Origin of the sequence: Paenibacillus oceani, assembly GCF_014705615.1 — a bacterium.
GTDB lineage: Bacteria > Bacillota > Bacilli > Paenibacillales > NBRC-103111 > Paenibacillus_AB > Paenibacillus_AB oceani.
Map to the genome: position 1 here is coordinate 1 of NZ_JACXJA010000010.1, position 15,861 is coordinate 15,861.

General features: G+C 50.4%; 12 protein-coding genes and 1 riboswitch. Of the genes, 4 read left to right on the forward strand and 8 right to left on the reverse strand.

Going from position 1 to position 15,861, the window contains the following annotated elements; all coding sequences use genetic code 11:
* Nucleotides 1-1,013: 1,013 nt before the first annotated feature.
* Nucleotides 1,014-1,919 carry a hypothetical protein gene (locus IDH45_RS09510; protein WP_190926921.1) on the forward strand — a complete coding sequence of 302 codons (906 nt, stop codon included), beginning with the start codon at nt 1,014-1,016 and terminating at the stop codon, nt 1,917-1,919.
* A gap of 179 nt (nt 1,920-2,098) precedes the next feature.
* On the opposite strand, the gene IDH45_RS09515 is transcribed toward IDH45_RS09510, so the two are convergent.
* From IDH45_RS09515 to IDH45_RS09525, 3 genes are all read right to left on the reverse strand, one after another.
* On the reverse strand, nt 2,099-2,611 hold the full coding sequence (locus tag IDH45_RS09515) for a GNAT family N-acetyltransferase (protein ID WP_190926922.1): 513 nt from the start codon (nt 2,609-2,611) through the stop codon (nt 2,099-2,101).
* Nucleotides 2,612-2,906: 295 nt separating this feature from the next.
* The gene (locus IDH45_RS09520) at nt 2,907-3,791 is read right to left on the reverse strand and encodes a prenyltransferase/squalene oxidase repeat-containing protein (RefSeq protein ID WP_190926924.1); all 885 of its coding nucleotides are present in this window, start codon (nt 3,789-3,791) and stop codon (nt 2,907-2,909) included.
* Nucleotides 3,792-3,824: 33 nt separating this feature from the next.
* Entirely contained in the window at nt 3,825-4,784 is a 960-nt protein-coding gene (locus IDH45_RS09525) for a helix-turn-helix transcriptional regulator (protein ID WP_190926926.1), read from the reverse strand.
* 189 nt (nt 4,785-4,973) lie between these two features.
* A riboswitch (cyclic di-AMP (ydaO/yuaA leader) is annotated at nt 4,974-5,125 on the forward strand.
* A gap of 277 nt (nt 5,126-5,402) precedes the next feature.
* Between IDH45_RS09525 and IDH45_RS09530 the strand changes: the two genes are divergently transcribed.
* Nucleotides 5,403-6,578, forward strand: coding sequence for a KamA family radical SAM protein (locus IDH45_RS09530; protein WP_190926928.1), 1,176 nt, complete (start codon nt 5,403-5,405; stop codon nt 6,576-6,578).
* Between the two features lie 317 nt (nt 6,579-6,895).
* Here IDH45_RS09530 and IDH45_RS09535 read toward each other — a convergent pair whose 3' ends face one another.
* From IDH45_RS09535 to IDH45_RS09545, 3 genes are all read right to left on the reverse strand, one after another.
* Nucleotides 6,896-7,117 (reverse strand): ATP-binding protein, encoded by a 222-nt coding sequence (locus tag IDH45_RS09535; protein ID WP_190926930.1) that lies wholly within the window; start codon nt 7,115-7,117, stop codon nt 6,896-6,898.
* 15 nt (nt 7,118-7,132) lie between these two features.
* Nucleotides 7,133-8,308, reverse strand: coding sequence for an SDR family oxidoreductase (locus IDH45_RS09540; RefSeq protein WP_190926931.1), 1,176 nt, complete (start codon nt 8,306-8,308; stop codon nt 7,133-7,135).
* Between the two features lie 157 nt (nt 8,309-8,465).
* Nucleotides 8,466-8,786, reverse strand: a complete 321-nt coding sequence (locus tag IDH45_RS09545; protein ID WP_190927281.1) for a hypothetical protein — start codon at nt 8,784-8,786, stop codon at nt 8,466-8,468.
* A 234-nt stretch (nt 8,787-9,020) separates the two neighbouring features.
* On the opposite strand from IDH45_RS09545, the gene IDH45_RS09550 reads away from it, so the two are divergent.
* Together IDH45_RS09550 and IDH45_RS09555 are read left to right on the forward strand one after the other, a co-directional pair.
* Nucleotides 9,021-9,701, forward strand: coding sequence for a response regulator transcription factor (locus tag IDH45_RS09550; protein WP_190926933.1), 681 nt, complete (start codon nt 9,021-9,023; stop codon nt 9,699-9,701).
* A gap of 2 nt (nt 9,702-9,703) precedes the next feature.
* Entirely contained in the window at nt 9,704-10,825 is a 1,122-nt protein-coding gene (locus IDH45_RS09555; RefSeq protein WP_190926934.1) for a sensor histidine kinase, read from the forward strand.
* Nucleotides 10,826-10,978: 153 nt separating this feature from the next.
* On the opposite strand, the gene IDH45_RS09560 is transcribed toward IDH45_RS09555, so the two are convergent.
* Both IDH45_RS09560 and IDH45_RS09565 read right to left on the reverse strand, forming a co-directional pair.
* Complete coding sequence (locus tag IDH45_RS09560) at nt 10,979-11,182, reverse strand: type II toxin-antitoxin system RelE/ParE family toxin (RefSeq protein ID WP_223836513.1); 204 nt, start codon at nt 11,180-11,182, stop codon at nt 10,979-10,981.
* Nucleotides 11,183-11,506: 324 nt separating this feature from the next.
* Nucleotides 11,507-15,565 (reverse strand): LamG domain-containing protein, encoded by a 4,059-nt coding sequence (locus IDH45_RS09565; RefSeq protein WP_190926936.1) that lies wholly within the window; start codon nt 15,563-15,565, stop codon nt 11,507-11,509.
* Between the last annotated feature and the right edge of the window lie 296 nt (nt 15,566-15,861).

The following is a 15,861-nucleotide window of genomic DNA, read 5'->3' on the forward strand; positions in this document are numbered from 1 at the left end:
CTCTCTTCCCTCTCCTTGTCTCTTCAAGGTAAATTCCTCTTTTAATTCCAGTTTCTTTACCTTTCACTTTTTTGTACCTAAGTAGTTACTACAAAACACTCTTTACTTAGAAAAGCCGCCGCGTACGTAAGATCATTCATTGTGGCAACATGGCAGAGGTTTCGTTTTAAGAGGGGGCTGAATAAGAGGTAACAAAAGGCAAAATAGTAATTAAAAGGTAAAAAGAGAAAATAAGAGTGTTTTGCACCCTTTATTTTGTACGAAAACCCGCCTGGACACGGAATAAGAGCGGTTTGAGGCTTCTAAAATTGACGAAAAGGATGTACACCCCATCGGTTGGTTGAAATAAGGGGGACAAACCGCCTTTATTTGACTCTATCATCCCATTCGGTCGAAAATAAAGGGTACCAGAGACTCTTATGATGTAGCCTGCCCGTGTTTCGTATAGAAGCAACTGGGCTCACCATCACACACATTTTACTATAACGTAACACTCCGTTAACGATGCGATAATAGTCGGCTTGTATACTAATAGAAACGATGAAAGGAGGTGCTGCGGAAATGTACTACGAAGAAGACCGGGTTCCTTTCGACCAGCCGGACGAAGTAACCGAAGACAGCGCCAAAGACAAGAGCCAGGACCCGAAAGAAGCAGTTGTCTAAACGACAGTGCTTTTTTTATTTGTACATGTCATTGAAATGATCTGCCCTCGCTGCGAAGAACAATAGGCTTCCGAGGAAAATCTTGGGACAACCTCCCCCTTTCAGTCCGCAAACCTCTATTCCCCAATCGCTAATTAATAGGCAGATCGATTCGTCCTGCGACGCCCCCCGATCGCCACGAGACAAACTTTCGCTTCCAATAGAACCTCTCCTTTCTCTATAAAACCCATTGTTAGTTGGTAGTGAACGATTTCGATACAGTCGTTTGATCCGCTTCCCGCCACTCCTCTAGGAACCTTTTCCGGCTGGGTGAATATCATAGTGTAGCACACTTCGGGGGAGGGATGCGTTTGTACTACTACGATCCTAGATGGGGCAGATGGATGTATAGCCCTGCGGCGCCACGGCCGCTTCTTCCTGCTTATTCCGCCAACGTTCATCCCGGCCTCACCGCCGATCCCCTTTCAGGTTACGCATCAGCCCCTGGGAAGGAAGCTTCGACAGCAGCGGCTTCCGACTCCGATCAAGGAACAGACGACCAACGCGCGGCCCGTGCCGGAAAAGCAGGCGACGTCGTCGTCATCTGCATCAACGGACGCAGCGGGATGAACAGCCCCGGAATATCCAAGCTGCGCGATACGTTGTACATCCGTCTGTCCCCACTCGGCGTCCCGGCCCGCAACGTCTTCCGGAGAAGCTGGAACCAGAACGAAGACGGCAATCCGCTGGGCGCCCCGTGGATCTGGGATTTGAACAATGAAATCGAGGAAAGAAGCCGCAATCCAAGCTATTTGGCCATCATCGGCCATTCGTACGGCGGTTGGGCGGCTTGCCGGCTGTCCCGGGTTACGCCGAAAGTTCCCAATTATATCGGTCTGATCGACCCGGTGTTCGGCCCGGGCAACACGATGAACGCCGCCGATATCCCCAAAGCTCACATGATCAAGAACTGGTATCAGCGCAACGGAGTGACGAGCGGCAACCCGTGTACCGGCTTCGGCATGATCCCTTGTTTTCCCGTCGAAAACGGTCTGTCCTGCGGCTATCAGGACGTTCCCGGCGCGCAAAATATGCTCGTCCGTTATATGCGCAGCTGGGACGGCACGCCCACGACCGTCGAGTGCCCGGGCATCGGAGAAGTGCCGGTACCGGCAACGCACGGCAATATCGATGACGACCTCTGGATTCAGCGGCAAATCACCGAGCATATCGTTCAGGATGTTAAGAAGCTGCTGTACAGCGGCTCCAAGCGTTGACAGATCCCCGGCAAGCCGGCAGCTCCCGTTACAACGAAAGAAGCCTTGAGACCCGCCCGGAGCGCGGGAGCCGAAGGCTTTTTGGCTAATTTATCGACGCTTTCCTTCCATCACATTCCGGTGCCAAGGCCATTCTCACGAGGAAGGCTCCTCCATCGCTGCCCATCCCCCTTCACCGGCTATTCTCCAAGGTTTTTATAGTAATACACCGTAGCATGAAGCTCACCGTCTGCCGATCTGGCATACCCGGGAATCCGACCGGCCATCGTATAGCCGATCGAGCTGTACAGCCGGTTGGACGGGTCCCCTTCCCTCGTGTCGAGCACGAGCAGCGTCCTGCCTAATTCGGCGGCTTTCGCTTCAGCCTGAAGCATCAGCCGTCTGCCGATTCCATGCCTGCGGTAATCGGGGTGCGTCATCAGCTTGGCGATCTCCGCCCGGTGCGAGCCGTTCGGCTTCGTACACAGATGCATCTGCACGCTGCCTACGACCCGACCGCCGGCCAGCGCCGCATACAAGACCACATCCGGGCCGGGCACGCCCTCCCAGTACCGGGTCGCCTCCTCAGCTGAAAGCGGCGGCATAAAGCCGACCGATGCCCCATCCTCCACGACACGAATTAACAGCTCGGCGAGCTCGTTTATCCTAGAACGGACCGAATGAAGCGGTACGATTGTCACGTCCATTTGCATCCTATCGCCTCCATTGGAAGTTTGCACTGCATCGTCTTAGTATAATCCGCCACAGCTGTCAGTCCAATCTTCAAGGATTATCGCACGCACAGAAACGCCCCTGCCGTCGCGGTCGCACCTTTCACCAGCAATATGGACCGGTGAAACCCGCTGCAAGCTGAAGGTGATCGGTACGCCCGACCGGAGAATCCGTGCTTCTTTCCCAGACACGAAAACCGAGAGAGCCTCCCGGTCCCCTCGGTATTAACGCTATATACGCCCATCTTCGATGCCTTCTCCTGCAGCCTGCCTCTTCTTACAACACCCCGTAAGACTTGAGCGTCTTCAGCCGCTCCACAGTCACAAACCCGCGCCATTCCTGCTCCGCAGCGATGCTCGGCGGCTGCCAGCTGATCGGCCATCCTCCGTCCTCCTGCTGCTGTTCGGCGAGCGCCTTCAAATGAATCTGCTTGTCTTCCCCGGATACGAATTTGCCGGCATAACTTTCCCGTTGAGGCGCCCAATCCAGCACTTTATGCACATATCCAGAAGCGTGCGGGTCCTTCTCGATAACGCCGGGACCACCCAGCCAATCATCGACTTTACGCCAATAGACGGCCGCCCGCCCGGTATCCGGCGTATGCCGGAGAAACTGAATCCAATGCGTGCCGTCATGAAAGCCCGACGGTTCGTTCGACTCCATATAGCTCCATACATAACGCACATTCTCCTCGAACCACCGCTCCCGCACGATCGCCTGGTCCCCGTAATACTTGTACAGCAGGCCGAAAACCGTGCCTGTCGGGTTCATCGAAGGACAACGGTCGTCCTCCGTCGACCACCACGACGTATGGGCGTAACCATGGACGCTGCTTCGAATGAGCGGCAGCCCGCCGTTCTCAAGCGTAATCGTCCGCAAATACCCGGCGATCCCTTCCATCATCGCCGGATCGAAGCAATCGATCTCCTCCATCACAAGCAGCGCCATCTCGGTCGGGACCGGCTGGCTGTGCGGATCGCGAATATCCGGCTCCAGCGCGTTGCCGAACCCTCCGTCGGCATTTTGGTAAGCTCGGAGCGCCTGGATGACCGCCTCCTTCGTTCCCCCTTCGAAATGATACTCGTACCGCTTCCGGTCCAGCAGCCGCGCATGGCTGTACAGGAACGATCCGGCTTTGTCCAAAATGGAATGGGTAGTCATAACTTGATAAGCCTCCTTTGAAAATAGATCTGATTACAGCGAGTTACGCTCCGAATCTGGCTTGTATCGTTCATACAATTGCCCGGCCATCTCGCGAATCCCGGCGCGAAGCTCGTCCGGCTCCAGCACATTCGCCTGCATGCCTAATGTAAAGAAAAAACGAACCGCCCAATCCCACTCGGAGGCGGGACAATCGAATTCCACCGTCCACTCATCATCGGCTATTTGCTTGACATGCTCTCCGATATGGTAGTCCTGTTCGGCCAGCAACGCGCCGCGGTAGGTCAGCTTGGCGGCGATGCGCACAGCAGGCTTCGCCGGCGCTTCCTCGTCTTCCGCCCTCTGAAGCTGTTCGTTCCCCCCCTCATCTGGCTGGGCGATCACTTCCAGCTCCTCGATCCGGTCGACACGGAAGTTGCGTACTTCCTTGTGCAGAGGGGAGAACGCCTCGCAGTACCAGAACCCGTGCGCCGTATAAATTTTGCGGGGATACAGCCGGAGCCGCCGGTGATGGTTTTCCGACCGGTACAGCACATGAACCCAACGGGATTCGGCCGTATGCTCGAGCAAGGCGGACAAGTGGGGCGTTTTCGTTTTGCGGACGGGCACTTCGAGCTCCATTCTGTCGAGCAGCGGCTCGACCTGCTTCAGTGTTTCCTCCGGCAGGACCGACCGGATCTTGTCGAGGACCGTCCATCTGGCCTGGTTAAACGGGGTTTCCATTATGTTCGTCATCGCCCGGAGCGCAAACAGGACCGTCAGCGCTTCCTGGGAATCGAGCTGCAGCGGCGACAGCCGGAACCCTTCCATCATCCGGAATCCTCCGGACGGTCCCGTCATCGAATACAGTGGGATGCCGATCTCCGACAACGACTGCATATCCCGCAAAACGGTCCTTTTCGAAACTTCGAATTTGTCGGCCAGCGACTGGGCCGTCTCCGGTCTTTGCTGCAGGGCGATCAGGATCGCCATCAGCCGGTCTGCTCTCTTCAACGCCTCTCCCCCGTTTCTTACTACCCCATTATATCCGTATATTAGTGACAGCTTGGATGTCACTAATTGTACCCGGCTTCCAGCAAAAAGGAGAGCATTTGTTTCAAATTCGCACAAACCCGATTTTTTGTTGTTAAAAAAAGGGAGTATATTGATAAAAAGGTTGACTTGACGTCCTTCATTCAATACAATAACAGTACGCTTAATTTCCGATTCTCCAATCGGAAAGCGGGGGAACCATTCTTTAGGGGCGAATCGTCCGGTCCGTTCATCGGGACCGCGTAGGGAACCATCTTTCCCGAGTCCGTCAGCTAACCTCGTCAGCAGTAGATGGGGTCATTCTGTATGTTCATTCTGCACACATGACCCTGGATACAGGGTCTTTTTCTATTTGTATAAGACCCTGTCGAGCGCAGTAGGAGGACATTTCCTCTTCGCCCGGGGTCTTTTCTTGTTTGCATCCTTGACCTCAATCATTATCTTCTGCTGACCGGAACGGCAAATTACGAATGGATTGGACGATAGTAGCACGGAAGGGAGGAGTCGCAAGCACACGGTCCCTAAGATCTGACTAGCATGCCGGGTAGATCGAAAATTAGAAAAACGGGAGGAATGTGCATGGCACAGCCAAAGTACATTACAGATATCGATAAAATTGCAAACATACCGGAGACGGAAAGAAAAAGACTGAAGCAAATTACCGAGAAATTCGTGTTCCGTGTCAACGATTATTATTTGAACCTCATCAATTGGGAAGATCCCCGAGATCCCATCAAAAAACTGGTCATTCCGAACGAAGGCGAGCTCGCTGAATACGGGCGCTGGGACGCCTCCGATGAAGATACGAACTATGTCGTGCCCGGCTGCCAGCACAAGTACCGGACAACGGCTCTCTTGATCGTATCCGAAGTATGCGGCGCTTATTGCCGTTATTGCTTCCGCAAGCGGCTGTTCCGCAACGACGTCAAGGAAGCGATGTCCGACGTCGAGCCCGGCCTCGCTTATATCGCCAAACATCCCGAAATCAATAACGTGCTGCTTACGGGCGGCGACAGCCTGATCCTCGCTACCCCAAAACTTCGAATGATCCTGGAGCGGCTGCGGGAGATGGAGCATGTGAAAATTATCCGTCTCGGCTCGAAAATCCCCGTCTTTAATCCGATGCGGATCTACGAGGACGAGGAGCTGCTGGAGACGATTCGTACTTACTCCACGGCCGACAAGCGCATCTATGTCATGGCCCACATCAATCACCCCCGCGAAATAACGCCGGAGGCGAAGCGCGGCTTCCAGGCTTTGCACGAGGCGGGAGCGATCGTCGTCAACCAGACGCCGGTGCTCAAAGGCATCAATGACGATCCGGCCGTACTCGGCGAACTGCTCGACCGGCTGTCGTGGGCGGGCGTCACCCCGTATTATTTCTTTATTAACCGGCCGGTGGCGGGAAACCGCGATTTCGTGCTTTCGCTCGAAGAAGCGTACCGGATCGTGGAGCAGGCGAAAGCCAGAACGTCCGGTCTCGGCAAGCGCGTCCGCTTGTCGATGAGCCATACGTCCGGCAAAATCGAAATACTCGCGGTTGAAGACGGCAAAGCATATTTGAAATATCATCAGTCCCGCGACGATGAATACGGCAAATTTATGGTGCTCGACTGTCCGAAGGACGCCGCCTGGTTCGACGATTTGCCGGGCAACGAGAAGTTTTGGAAGAAACCTAAGAAGAAAACGAACGAAGTGGTCTCTGTCAACGAGCTTCCCGACATGCCTGCAGCCAGAGTGGCTCGTAGCAGATAAAAACGCCAGCAGAAAAGCCGTCCGGCTTGCATAATGACCGGACGGCTTTTTGATAATCTCACTAACATTTCATGTTTCAGCAAATTGCGTTTATTCTTAATTTTTTCCGCTAACTCCATGTTTCCTTCCATCAGTACTTCAAGCCATTGTTTGTTTAGCAGATCAAGTCTATATTCAGCAAGCCAAATATCTTGGACCTGCTGTTTCGTTTTCACTTTTTCTTCTTTCTGAGTTGTAATCATAGGATACTCACCTTTTCATATTCTCATCACTACAAATAGAATATGAAAAAGATGTGTTGGCAAAATGTCGGAATTTTATTTATACGGCAAGGTTAAGGTGACGACCGTACTTTCGGACGAAGAATGCTTCAAATAAAGCGATCCATTTTGCACCTTTGCCAGCATTAGCGAGAACGGAAGCCCTAATCCCAATCCTGTTTTATATTTTTTATTGCTGCCTCGATAAAAGCGTTCAAAGTTATAAGGTCGATCCTCTTCCGGTATTCCTCTCCCGCTGTCTTTCACATCTATACCCACATACCCGTCTCCACCCTACGTTCCATGGCAAGCAGCTTGTGCTCTACTCCATGCGGCATGAATCTGTTGTTCCTCGAAACGATGCTCAGTCGCAAATTGAATCAATGCTTCTATAGAAGCCGGGATATCTATTGAAGGAATATCGACCATGATTTGATTCAGGGTCGACGTATCATATTCGTAACATGGTCCTGTAAGATAAGGGCTAAAGATACTTCCTACTGACCTATAGTAGATTTTCTCAAGGCCTTTCAGGTTAATAGGCTTCTTATCGACAAATGCATAATTTGTAAATCCAACCACATCCAATATACGGGATAAATACTCCGCATGATGTATTGATTTGGTCTGGACAATGTTTAATTGACTCCGGTTTGTGTGACTCAATCTCAAGCAAGCTTTTGCTACATAATCAACCGGAACGATATTCATCCCCGAGTTCGGGTTGATATGAATTCTTATCCCGTCTCCCGTATTTTTCTCTTTCATCATCCAGAAGAAACGTCCCCACCCGTAAATCACATCAAATTTAGAAGTATAATATAGAGGGGCGGTTAGCAATCGGCCAACGACAACACTTGGCCTCGCAATTTGAATCGTCATCTGCTTCTTGGCACCATACTCTTGAATCATCGTTTCAATAGCCGCTTTAGATTGTTCATAAGGATTTCGATATACATCGGATGGAGAGTGAAGAAGATGATCATCGATTAATCCTGTTCGAATACCCGATGAGAACGCCGTACTGATAAACATAAACCTGCAGTCATAGCTTTGCAGTGCATGCAGAAACGACTGTGTGCCTAAAAAATTATGGTGAAACACGTCTTGTTCTGCTGCTTGACCCACATGCAAATTTACACTTCCGGCACTATGAAACACTTGGAGTCTAACACGGTCTGGAATATGCTTCTTTAAAATCTTTGCCAAGTCACGGTCTCGAATATCGCCCTCTATGATCTGTATATAATCCATGGCATGGTTGACAGATCCCTGTTGTAAAAAATCAGGAGTCCATGCATTTTGCAACAAACCGCGGATAAATGCCGCTCCATCTCTGCCTTCTTGCCTGCGAATAAGCAAATAGATTTTCCCCTGCTTATGCCCTCTTATGTATTCGGGTAGTTGTTCGTACAATATATGCTGACCAATTAATCCTGTACTTCCTGTAATTAAAATATTCTGTTCCATTGTATTCTCCGATCTGGCCAGACTCTCCCTCTTCTTTTACGAGAAAGCGACCCGCGCCTATTCCTTAAGGAATCTATCTGCTTCTGCTATAGTGAAAAAATTCTGCCCAGAAAAAGTGAGTTGCATCCGGTATACAGTGCGCTTAGTGAGCGTTGGGCTAAGCGGCGGCACCTTCTTTGGCATTAAGCTCGGCGATGAGCTTATCTCCCTCGACATCCAGGTTTAGCAGCAATCTGTCCAGCCATTTAGGCATCCACCAGGCCTTGTCACCGAAGATGGTCATTTTAGATTCTACCACATTATGGAAAGTAATCTCTGTGCCCGTATAAAGCGCCTCGATCGGTTGATTCATTGGTACTGGAGGCACCACGGTTGAAGCGAATGCCTTTAGTGAAAAAACAGTTGAAAACCCGCTTACCACTAAGACCATACATAAGAACAATAATAATTCCTTTCTCAACCCCTTCGTAATTCGCATATCATTTCTCCTCCTGATCCAAATGGAAATTCCGATTAAATCCGCCCCTTTTCGCGGCAATTGCTCTCATTTCAAGCAAGTATAACCGACAAATGTCGAGATCTTATGCAGATTTTCCTCTTTTTTTGCGTGAACTTCTTCAAGAATCTGCTAGATCACGGTATAATTTTAGGTAAACGGTGTATTCTCGCGAGTGGAAGCAGAAGCAGACTACCTTGAAATGATGTGATTGGAATGGAACCGAAATTGTTGCTTGTGGAGGACGAACCGGACATGCTTGAGGAGATGCAAACCTATCTGCAACGTGAGGGGTTTCAGGTATTGACCGCCTGTACCGGCAAGGAAGCGCTCACGATTGCCAGGTCTGAACGGCCTGATCTCATCTTGCTTGATTGGATGCTCCCAGAGAAAAGCGGCATCGACGTATGCCGGGAAATCAGACAATCCTCGCATTGCGGGATTATTATGATTACGGCCCGATCGGATGAATCGGATAAAATCGTCGGTTTGGAAATCGGCGCGGACGATTATTTGACGAAGCCGTTCAGCCTGCGCGAGCTCACTACGCGCATCCGTGCTTTACTTCGCCGCTTGCGTGGACCTGAAGACAAGTCGATGTTCTTGGAAAGAGACAACCTGATCATTTCCGAGGCCAAATGTCAGGTATTCAAGGACGGCCAGGAGATTCAACTGACACCGACAGAATTCAAAATTTTGTACACGTTGGCGGCGCGTCCCGGAATGGTTTTCAGCCGCCTGCAATTATTGAAAACCGCACTCGAGAACGAATATATGGGCTACGAAAGAACGATGGATTCCCATATCCGGAATCTTCGCCGCAAGCTGGGAGACGACCCGGCCAATCCCCGTTATGTTCAAACGGTTTACGGCTTCGGTTACCGATTCGGTGTATAACCATGACGCCCACGGTACGCCAAAAAATATTTGTCTACATGGGACTGCTCGTTTTTATTATCGGCGGTGCCTATGCCTTATATAATCAGGTTTACTTGGAGTTTTTGTTCGATCAATTTCGTAAGGAAGAAATCAGTGCAACTTTTTTGAATGCCCCGCCCGGGGAACAAATCGAGATCTTGAAAATTTACGTTATGGGCAAGATGAAGCTGTATTGGTTTGGGAAATGGGGCATTTTCTTAGCTACCTGCCTATTCTTCAGTTTATGGATTTCGGGGGTGCTGACGCGTCCGCTTCGAAAGCTCATTGCCGCGATCGAACGCGTTGCACAAGGGGATCTGGAGGTGAGCGTTCCTGTACAAACAAAAGACGATTATGGGAAAGTTATCCAGACATTTAACGATATGACGCTTCGCCTGCGGGAAGCTGAGGACGCCCGCAGACGATTGGTGGCCGATGTCGCTCACGAGTTTCGCACGCCGCTGTCCATTATGCAGCTTAAACTGGAAAATTATCAGCAGGCCGGTCATCATGTCCCGCCTGAAATGCTTCGGATTCACGATGAAGTGATTCGATTGAGCCTGCTTGTAGATGATCTTCACGTCTTGTCGCTCGCAGAAGCGGGCCGGTTATCACTCGATCGCAAACCGCTCGATCTGACGGCACACCTTGAACGAATCGTGGACGACGTGAAATACGAAGCGGAAGAAACCGGGTTGGAAATTCGCCTCTCTACGACTTCAAGGCCGGTGACCGTAATGGCCGATGCCAGACGGATTACGCAGGTATTCATCAATTTGTTGACGAATGCAATCCGCTACACGCCGGAAGGCGGAAAGATTTCAGTTGTCATTCAAGACAAGGTCGTAGATCGCAATGCAGTCTATACATGTGTCTCCGTGATCGACACCGGCATCGGTATTCCGGCCGAAGAGCTGGCTCACTTATTCGATCGTTTTTATCGCGTGGAAAAAGCCCGTTCACGGCATACAGGCGGAACGGGGCTCGGATTATCGATCGTTCATCATTTTGTCAGAGCCCACGGCGGGTTCATCCGCGTCGTTAGTGAGCCTGGTCAAGGTACGACATTTACCGTTTATTTGCCTATTAATAATGATCTTTAACATAAAGACTCTTTTCTGAGATAAACAATGTTTCGTTCACATGTTACCGCCTATCTAGTTACCCTGAAAAAGTCTGGCTTAGTCGAAACATCCTTGAACTAAAGTGGCCTCACTTATTTAGGAGGGATTCGATTGCGAATCAACTAGGCTGCATTACAATAAAAATTCGTATTTCCGTTTGCCATGCAATATACGCCTGATCTGCACCACATCACCCATGACCACATAGAACACCAGATAACTATGCACAACCAGCACGCGGTAACCTTTGGCTCGAAGAACAGGGGTTTTCATCAACGGATACCTAAATGGCAACTCCCCAAGTAATGCCGCATGCTCCACGATCTCATCGTACAATTTGATTTCATCATTTATGATAATTTCAACCTCTAGTTCTCAGCAAAAAACCAAGTGCTAAACAGGCACTTGGTTTTGACTGCATTTGTATAGGAAACTCATCACAAAGCAGCGTCAGGCTCGAACCCGTTTCAAACGATAGTATGCTCCGTAGAAAAGCGAGTGGTCACTCGGGCAAGCCTGGTTACCTTGCCAATGGCGACAAGCAGGACGGGCAACGGGCATATACCGGTCGGAACGTTAAACAACTTGACGAAGGCATCGACGTCGAAGCAGACCATCGGGCCCGAGTCGAGACCTTTCACTTTCGCCTTACACAGCGTCTTACAAATCTGCCAGATCGTTAGCGAGCAGCTTGCCCCCAATTCCCGTGTTGACGACGGTTGCGACGAAGTCTACTCCGGCAAGTGCTAAAGCGCCTTTAGAACCGGTGAGTCGCAGGGGACACAACAAATTGGGGAGCCAGGACACCGTCTCATTTGCGATCTCCAAACCGGGTTTATCTTTGTTGGGAAGAGCTACCAGATAACGTATGGCCAGCCCCGCATCAACGATGGAGAGCACCCAGAAAAACCCGGTAATGGCTTGATCTCTTCGCTTCATTCGCTGCATGTTTTTGGGATCCATAGCTGAGCCGAAGGATACAAACAGTGAATCCAATATCAAAACAGCCCCCCGATAGTAGTGCAAAATACGCTCGGAGCGCGCTAGCTCACTATTATCTTTGTCAGCCTCAGTAGGCGCGGGGATATCTCTAGTGATAAAGTTGGCCTGCCAACTAAATATGCTGAGCAGCATGCTCACGGCTTCCATCCCAAAGCTGCCGCTTTTTTCAAGTGAATCATCGGCCTTTTCAGGGACGGCATCTAATCCAGTAGTGATGAAACCGTTAATAGCATCTGCTACCAGAACAACAATCCCCCATGAGCGAATCTCGCTTTCTCGCGACGGATCGGGATCATTCTCGGGATCAGGAACGTTCCCGGCATCATCAGACAGTCGCTTGACAGTTGACTTATCTAATTCCGTTGCTTCCAATCCTGCTGCTACTTGACCCGAGAAATCAGGCGTTAACATACCCTTAAACGGTCGTTGGTTAAAGGCAAGCTTGGATACGATGGTGACCGGAATCGCAAGCAGCAAGCCCGATAGATTCAGCAGCGTCAGCTTCCCAGCGCCGATCCGCTCGAACAGCTTCGAAATAAAAGGAATCTTAATCTCGCGGGTAAGCAAATCTTGAAAGAGATTAACCATTTCCTTAACAACATCCAGAAAGCCAAGTGCCATATCCTCGACCAGATCCAAAGCCTGGATGACGACATCTCTGACGGCTTGAATCATAACGACCAGTGCCTGCTGCGGCTTGAGAGGATTTGCAATGATTTCCTCAATGGTGTCCTTCACTCCTTCAAATGCCCGCAGCAGAATGTCCTCTTTGTCCACAGCCCCTTGAACGAAGGTCGAGAAGTATTGGTCTAACGGTGAACCTCCGCCCGTATTCGTCCCCATAGCCGGTACCGGGCTGGCGCCTGATTGTCGAGAGTTGCCCAGCAGCTTGAAAAGAAACCACTCGGCAGCTTCTGGAAGCTCAAACTGAGAAGATCGTGCCTCTGAAGGATTACCACCCAGTGTCCGGACCAGGATGTTCATATTTTCTTCCACGGTATGTTGCAAGTTGTCTACGAAGTCTGAGACGGGCTTTTTCGCATCTTCGGCCAGTTGGACGGCGAAATCAAAGCTTGCGTTCACGGAGCTTACCAGATACCTATGTGTATTCAGAATATCGCCCCAGTTGAACAGGAACTGTAAGAACTCAATGAATTGTTTGATGCCCTTAACGACCTTTTCGACAATCGCCTCAACAAACTCCGCAACCTTTTGAGCCGTATCAACTATAAATTCAATCAGGCCCTCAGCGGTCTGGACAATGAGGTGAAAGCCCTTTTTGGCAGCCCCAATCACAACAGACACGGCTTTTTTGACCGCATCTTTGATCCGTGAAAACAAGCGTCTGCGGGAGCGTACAAGAGCTTGATCTTGAGTCGTTGCCTGATTTTTAGCAGCCTGACCCAGCAACCGTGTAAACTCATCCGGGCTGATCTCTTCTTCGCTGATACGAGATGCAGCTAAGGACGAGCCGGAAGTTAATGCTCTCGGAGTATTCGACTTATTATTGTTACCGTCAGCCTCAAACTTGAGCATCCATGGATTGCTGATGGCATCACTGGAAACAACCCGGTTGACCGACTGAATGCCGCTGTTCCCGCTTCTAATGCTGAGAGGCGCCTCGTCGACATAGGTTACATTAGCAAGCACCTTCTTGATCGTGCTTTGCACGCTGGCAACATCTGCCTTGCTATGCGCCTGACGATCAACAATGAGGTCGCCATTAGCATCCGTCGCATTCCACAGCGCATCGTCTTCCAGCTCAGCAAGCTGCCGATGAACCTCTCGATTCGGGAAGATGACAACCCGCTCATTTTCGGCCATCGCGCTGGTGCGGATCTTTAATCCGGGGGTGTCGATGCCCTCGGCTTCGGAGGTAATCATAATGCTGTTCATTATATTTGGCGTAAGCGTTACAGAGCGTTCCTCGTCTATCACATAGGTAGTTCCCTCTACTTCAATTTGAATCAGATCGGTTGCTGAAATTTCCACCTCGCCAGCGCCAGGTGAAAACTTGAGCATCGTTCGATAGGCCGAAAACTCCTCAAGCTCGTCGCCCGTCATTCTGTAGTCCTGGCTTAACTTGGATGTATATGAGGACAACACAGTCTCGGGTGCGATGGTTCTAAAGATTTTGACAGCGGAGATCACATCATTCCCGATTTGCGATTCCTTGAGGTCTTGAGCGTGTTCGACGATATCCTCTATTTCCTTCTCTCTATTGGCTTCCTTGACTTTGAAGTCTTCATTGACAAATAAGGTCACGCCCGTATCTGGTCCCAATCGAATGGACGACGCTTGATTATCCAGACCCGGAAATTCTTGAAAGCTCGTAAAGCTGCCTGGAAGATTGGTTGCACCGTCAGACAATATCCACGTTTTCCCTCTATAAGCCCGGTGCTCATAGAAGGCAACTTCCCCTGCCGACAGGGTTCCGACTTGCCCTTCATGATCAGCCATTTTGACGACATTGGCGAACAATGAGCGCTCTTCTTGCTGCTCGGTCCAGCTGAACGTGTTGTCTGCGCTCAGTCTCAGCCACTTATTATGCGCCTCATTGACAATAAAGAACTGCGCATGGTCCTTGTCATAATAATCAACAAAGAGCAAAGCGGGCTCTGCCCCCGGCGTTATGACAAAATCCGCGTTTTCCTCGTCGGAGCCCGGAATGAGTTGAGGCTTATCATTCCGAGGATTGAAGTGGAAGCGTAATAGCTCGCTTACGGATTGACGGGGCGCTGTCGTGAGGGAGGATTGCCCCAGGCTCAAGTACTGGCCGTTCGGCGCTTTGATGATCCACTTCCCTGTAAAAGGCTGCCCTGCTGCCGACCAAATACGGATCGATCTTGGGAAGTCGGCCAGCTTCGAGAATCTGATTTCCGTGAGGTCGGCGTATAGCTTTTGGGCCACTCCGCCAAAACTGGCTTGTTTATAAAGTGTGGCACCTGTATTAGGACCAAGCCTTAACCTTTGAAAATTTGGCGATAAGCGAGTCAAATCTTCTGCATCATGCGAGAGAATAACGGCTGCATCATCAACCGCGACCAGCTCGATTTCACCTGCACGCAAACGCCGGTTCACCGGCGTCACCAAGCTTTGCACCTGTGCGGCACCCAGAGCGGTGTGGTAGATACGAAGGTCCTCGTATTGCGCGACCGCAGCGCCCCTCTTCCAATCGCCCAACCTCAGATCATTTCCGTTGTTAATATTGGCAACACCTGATGTTGATACGCCTTCCGCCGCTAGCTCCCCATCGATGTATACCTTTAGCGTTTGCCCTTCTCTCACAACGGCTATATGATGCCATTTTTTTTGCTGGAGCACTTGAAGGTCGTTAGTTTTAGCAATTGCGTAATTTTTCGCTTTGTTATCTTCATCGACTTCAAACAGTATTTTTGCTTTTTGCTGCCTCAACGAGAACCAATTACCATGCCCGCTCACCGATCGATTGCCGATGATGTCGAGATCATCCTCGCCATGGCGGTCCATATATTTCATGCCAAAAGCAACTGTAAAATCGTCAGTCCCGAACTGGCCGACCACGTTGCCAAAATGAATATGAGAATCATTGCCGCGTATGGTGACGGCATGGCCGATGCGGCCATGTCCCTCCCGCAAGACGCGCTGGAATTTCCCATTAATCCCGTTTATGCTGTCAGTTACTACGGCCCCCTCTGTTTCGTCGAACTGCCAGTGATATTTAGGCTGAATGGTCATAAGTTCCCTCCTTGGGTTTTTAATGATTTTATCGAAGCTAGAAGCTTCACGGTGAAGGTTTGAGCTTCCCACTCGACCCGATATCTTATCGCTTTCGCTGCTTCCACGGAATGAACAAATCCTTTTAACCTACCCGCATCGCTCCAAATGAGCTTTACATTTTGCAACTACCGCTCGGTTAAACTCGTTTTCATGCATAAACGATCCGTCAGGAAATTTTGGCGTTCTTTTGCCGGGGGTACTCATTCCGTGTCCGTCATCTAATGCAACTAAATATTCCACATTTCACTCTCCCT

Bases quoted from the DNA above. Each gene is read 5' to 3' on its own strand.
- IDH45_RS09515 (WP_190926922.1), bottom strand. From the start codon at position 2,611: ATGCAAATGGACGTGACAATCGTACCGCTTCATTCGGTCCGTTCTAGG.
- IDH45_RS09520 (WP_190926924.1), bottom strand. From the start codon at position 3,791: ATGACTACCCATTCCATTTTGGACAAAGCCGGATCGTTCCTGTACAGC.
- IDH45_RS09530 (WP_190926928.1), top strand. From the start codon at position 5,403: ATGGCACAGCCAAAGTACATTACAGATATCGATAAAATTGCAAACATA.
- IDH45_RS09540 (WP_190926931.1), bottom strand. From the start codon at position 8,308: ATGGAACAGAATATTTTAATTACAGGAAGTACAGGATTAATTGGTCAG.
- IDH45_RS09545 (WP_190927281.1), bottom strand. From the start codon at position 8,786: ATGCGAATTACGAAGGGGTTGAGAAAGGAATTATTATTGTTCTTATGT.
- IDH45_RS09550 (WP_190926933.1), top strand. From the start codon at position 9,021: ATGGAACCGAAATTGTTGCTTGTGGAGGACGAACCGGACATGCTTGAG.
- IDH45_RS09555 (WP_190926934.1), top strand. From the start codon at position 9,704: ATGACGCCCACGGTACGCCAAAAAATATTTGTCTACATGGGACTGCTC.
- IDH45_RS09565 (WP_190926936.1), bottom strand. From the start codon at position 15,565: ATGACCATTCAGCCTAAATATCACTGGCAGTTCGACGAAACAGAGGGG.